We start from the raw sequence: 4,468 nt of genomic DNA, 5'->3' as shown, positions 1-4,468 counted from the left end.
GGCCCATCGAGTGTGGTCTCGATTGCCCACGCCCGACGGCCGGGAGTTCGTCCCGGCGGCCGAGTCACTTTCTTGTTATCGACAAGAAAGTAACCAAAGAAGCGACCCCAGCATCGCCGCCGGCCTGCGGCCGGTCCCCTGCGCTACTCGTCAAGTCAGGCGGCTGCGGAACTCGCCCTTCGGGCTCAAACAGTCCTCGCCGACCCGCTACGCGGGCAACCAGTCTTGTCTGCGTTGCTCGGCGGCTCAAATGGGGCCACCCATAGCTCACACCTGGGTATGCGTGGAGCCAAAGCCTCTTCTTTATCGGTCTTAGGGTGTACGAGCGATTTGATGCACGTGTAGCCCATCGCAAATGGCTGAAGGCGCGTAGGGCGTAAAAGCGAAGCATCATCCGCCACTCCGGCACTGACGCGTTGTTCGGCCGGCAACCACGTTTGATCGGCGAAAGCTTCGGTCGGAACTTAAGTCATCTAGAGATAGGGGCTTTTGCCTTTCGTCCGAACAACCATGCTGTGTGATGTGGGCTCCCCATTCAGCGTCGCCGAGCAGCACAGGACGGGAAGGTTGCGGCGTAGCCGTCGGCGAGGACTGTCATAGCATCTCCCAACAAGGTTCAGCCACAGCCAGCAAGAATTAAATTTCCTTGTTTGTCAGGTGCTTAGTATGGTGCTCATGCCAAGGTGCGCCATCAATCATCAGCTATACCCACGATTTTTCTGGGTAAAAAACAGGGTAAGGCATGGCGGGCCATCTATCAACTTGTCATGGGAGCCATGCATGCTGACCGATCGCCAAATCATGAACCTCAAAGCCACGGGCAAGCCTTATCGTGTCGTGGATGGTCGCAACCTCGTTGTTGCCGTGTCGGCCGTCGGGACCTGCACCTTTCAACTGCGCTACTGCGTGACGGTCGGCAATGTCCGCAAGGAGCGTCTGCACACGCTGGGCCGCTATCCGTCGATGTCGCTCGCCCAGGCGCGCCAGGAAGCGGAGACGATCCGGGGGCTCGTGGCGCAGGGCAAGGACCCGTCCCTCGTCAAGCGGGCCGCGAAGCTGGTTCGCGCAACGAATGCCGTCAATACCTTCCAGTCGGTCTATGAGACGGTGATGAGCCTCAAGGAAGCGCAGTGCAGCCCACGCCATTGCCGCATCCTGCGCCTGGGCATGCAGAAGCACGTACTGCCCCACATTGGCGCCTTTCCGATGGCTGAGATCACCAAGCCGATGCTGATCACCATCGTGACCGACATCTACAGGTCGGCCAGGGTGCTCGCACGCCGTCTGGCGTGGCTCATCGGTGAAGTGTTCCGGGCGGCGGAGCGCCGTGGCATCGCCTCCGGCTATGTCGCCCACGCGATCGTCGAGGAACTGCCTCGCCCGAAGACGCAACACATGCCCTCGTTGAAGCGTCCGGAAGAGGTCGCTGGATTGCTACAAACTATCGATGCAAAGGCCTCTATTCGGATGCGCGTCTATTTCCGCTTACTGGCCTATCTGTTTACGCGCCCTTCCGAATTGGCCGGCGCCCGGTGGGACGAGGTCGATCTGGAGGGCGCGACCTGGACGATTCCGGCCGTGCGGATGAAGGCACGTCAGGTGCACATCATTCCGTTGCCCCATCAGGCCGTGACGATGCTGCGCGAACTGAGACTGCAAACAGGCGTTTCCGGCTACCTTTTTCCGTCCTCAGCGTCAGGCTCCGCCCACATCGGGCGTTCCACGCCGTCGATCATGATGGCAGGTCTCGGCTACAAGGGCCGGCACTCACCCCATGGCTTTCGCGCGACAGCTTCAACCCTGTTGCGTGAGGCCTTGTTTCCCCGCGATCTGGTGGAGTTGTCCCTGGCGCATGCACCGGGCGGTGCGGTGGAGCTTGCTTATATGCACGCGCAGTGGCTCACCCCTCGTCGGCGCATGATGCAGGCGTACGCCGATTTTCTGGAGGGACTGGCACGGGGCGACGATCCGTCGCAGTGTTTTGCCGAGCTTGCAGGGCAGTCCGGGCATCGTTTGGCTGCGTGATCTCACGGTGCCCCTGTTCACGCCTGTGTTTGTCGTGCAATGCATGCTTAGGACGGCCGATATTGGTTACGAGCTCCGCCTGCCGCGGCGCCAAGCGACCGATTCTCGGCCGAAGCGGACACTGATGATGTGCGCCTCGAGGGCCCGCATCCAACCCCGAGCGGCCTCAGCGAGTCTGAGCGGGGTGTCACAATGTCATTTTCGTGAGGCCAAGATCATGATAGCCAAGCTGCATTGTCCGCAGTCAAGATGGCAGACAGGTATGCCGATAGACTTCTATTGGCTGGTTCATTTCCCAAGGCCGAACATTTAGGAACGACAAGCCGTCTCGAATCCTCAGCGGGTTCGGGCGGCAATGGCCCTTTTGGTACCGATACTGGTTGAGAACCTAAGTCTTGGTCAGCGGAGGCAGAACCACACGCATGCTGCTTTTCATGACTACTTTTTTTCTGTAGAAAAACACACGGCTTAGTCGCCGAGCGGCATATTGCCAGCCAGTTTCCGGCCGATTGGCGCTGGGCAGTTACAAGGCAAAATTGCCGTCCAAATGGATAGTCGGGCATCAGGCGAAATCAAAGCGGAACGTATGTGGCAATGAAGAAATTTGACCTGAACATCGACCGGATGCTTGAAAGTTGGGATGCATTCCATGCTATTCGGGAAATCATTGCAAACGCGCTCGACGAGCAAATATTGACTGCCACGCAGGAAATTGCCATCTCCCGCGACGGCGACGGTCAGTGGCGCATCAGGGACTTTGGCCGTGGCCTCCGACACGAGCACTTCACGATGAACGAGAACCAGGAAAAACTCGATCATCCCGGTCTCATCGGAAAGTTTGGCGTGGGCTTGAAGGACGCTCTGGCCACATTCGACCGCTTGGGCATTGAGACCCGCATCCGCTCGAAGTTCTGCGATGTCTCCTTCGACCGCTCCGAGAAGCATGATTTCTCTGATGTCATCACGCTGCACGCCTGCATCTCCGATCCGCCCGATCCAGCGTTCGTCGGAACTGAATTTATCTTGAAAGGTTGTTCTATTGAGGATATCGAGAGGGCGAAGCGTCTATTCCTGCGTTTCGCCGGTGAGGAATGTCTAGAAAAAAACCAATATGGAGAAGTCCTGAGGAAAGCGGGCAAGGCTTCCTTCATTTACATCAATGGCATCCGCGTCGCCGAAGAGGACAATTTCCTGTTCTCCTACAACATCACCTCGCTGACAGCAGCCATCAAGAAGGCTCTCAATCGCGAAAGGACGAATGTCGGGAGAACCGCCTACACCGACCGAGTGAAGTCCATACTACTCGCTTCATCTTCAGAAGCGGTCGCCAAGGCTCTTGTCGATGATCTCGGCAATTTCGGAAGCGGCACGCTGCATGACGAAATGAAATGGACGGATGTCTCTGTTCATGCGTCGAAGATCACCAACGCATCGGAAAATGTCCTATTTCTAACGGATGAGGAGATTATGGATGCTGCACGTTTCGTCGAGGAGGCTCGGGCGAACGGGCGGCAGATCATCACAATTCCGAGCACCGTCAAGGAAAAACTGTCGGGGCAGGTCGATGCGGAAGGTAATGCGATACAGGATTTGGGCAATTTCATTTCTGAGTGGAACGATTGCTTCGAGTTCAAATTCGTCTCGCCCGAAAAGCTTGAGCAGACCGAGAGATTGGTATTCGACATGACCGGAAGGCTCGCAAATCTCATTGGCGGACTTCCTTCGAGGGTTCAATCGGTGAAGATCTCGGAGACGATGCGCCCCGAAACAGGAAGCTTCTCGGAAGCCTGCGGGCTTTGGACTGGCACGGAAATCATCATCAAGCGTAGCAAACTCGCTTCTGTCGAGAGCTATGCATCCACCTTGCTTCATGAGATCGCTCACGCCCGAAGCGGCGAAACCGACGTCACCATCGGCTTCGAGCGCGAGTTGACCTCGCTTCTCGGGATGGTCGCGTCTAAAGCACTACGTGGAGCTTCTGCAGATACCCAGTTGCTGCAAGGGCTGCCAAAAGCCCAAACCCCTGAAATCCAGGCTGCGTTGCACCAGTCACAAGCAGCGAGCCGCAACCCCGCTCCCGCAAAGAAGGCGGGGTTCTGGGCTAGATTGTTTGGCAATCCTTCAAGGTGATGTAATGATGCCCAACGCATCATTACACCGGACCTGCGCGAAAAGCGGCGCGGGCCGGCGAATTCAAATGTTGAACGAAGGGTTGTATTGACCCAGTAAAAACCTGCTCACGTCATAATCGATGGAAAGACGATGAGCACGAGAATGGAAGACGACATCAAACGATGGACAGCCAAACGTAAAAGCGCGCTGGTGCTGGACATTATTCAAGGCAAGACCACGGTGGCGGAGGCTACCCGCCAGTTCGACCTGTCACCCTCGGAAGTCGAGCAATGGGTCGATGATGGCAAGCGGGGCATGGAGAACGCGCTGA

3 protein-coding genes are annotated in these 4,468 nt (G+C 57.2%); all 3 read left to right on the top strand.

Going from position 1 to position 4,468, the window contains the following annotated elements; genetic code table 11:
- Positions 1-780: 780 nt before the first annotated feature.
- Entirely contained in the window at positions 781-2,025 is a 1,245-nt protein-coding gene (locus ACDA63_RS20050; RefSeq protein WP_373665078.1) for a tyrosine-type recombinase/integrase, read from the top strand.
- 594 nt (positions 2,026-2,619) lie between these two features.
- Positions 2,620-4,155, top strand: coding sequence for an ATP-binding protein (locus tag ACDA63_RS20045; RefSeq protein ID WP_373665077.1), 1,536 nt, complete (start codon positions 2,620-2,622; stop codon positions 4,153-4,155).
- A gap of 132 nt (positions 4,156-4,287) precedes the next feature.
- A partial coding sequence (locus ACDA63_RS20040; RefSeq protein ID WP_373665076.1) for a DUF1153 domain-containing protein occupies positions 4,288-4,468 on the top strand: 181 nt, incomplete at its 3' end.

The sequence above is a fragment of the Uliginosibacterium sp. sgz301328 genome, assembly GCF_041807905.1.
Taxonomy (GTDB): Bacteria; Pseudomonadota; Gammaproteobacteria; order Burkholderiales; family Rhodocyclaceae; genus JBGVSA01.
This window is presented reverse-complemented; position numbering and strand designations above follow the sequence as displayed.

Excerpts from the sequence above, each read along its gene's own strand:
- ACDA63_RS20045 (WP_373665077.1), top strand. The coding sequence starts at position 2,620 with ATGAAGAAATTTGACCTGAACATCGACCGGATGCTTGAAAGTTGGGAT.
- ACDA63_RS20050 (WP_373665078.1), top strand. The coding sequence starts at position 781 with ATGCTGACCGATCGCCAAATCATGAACCTCAAAGCCACGGGCAAGCCT.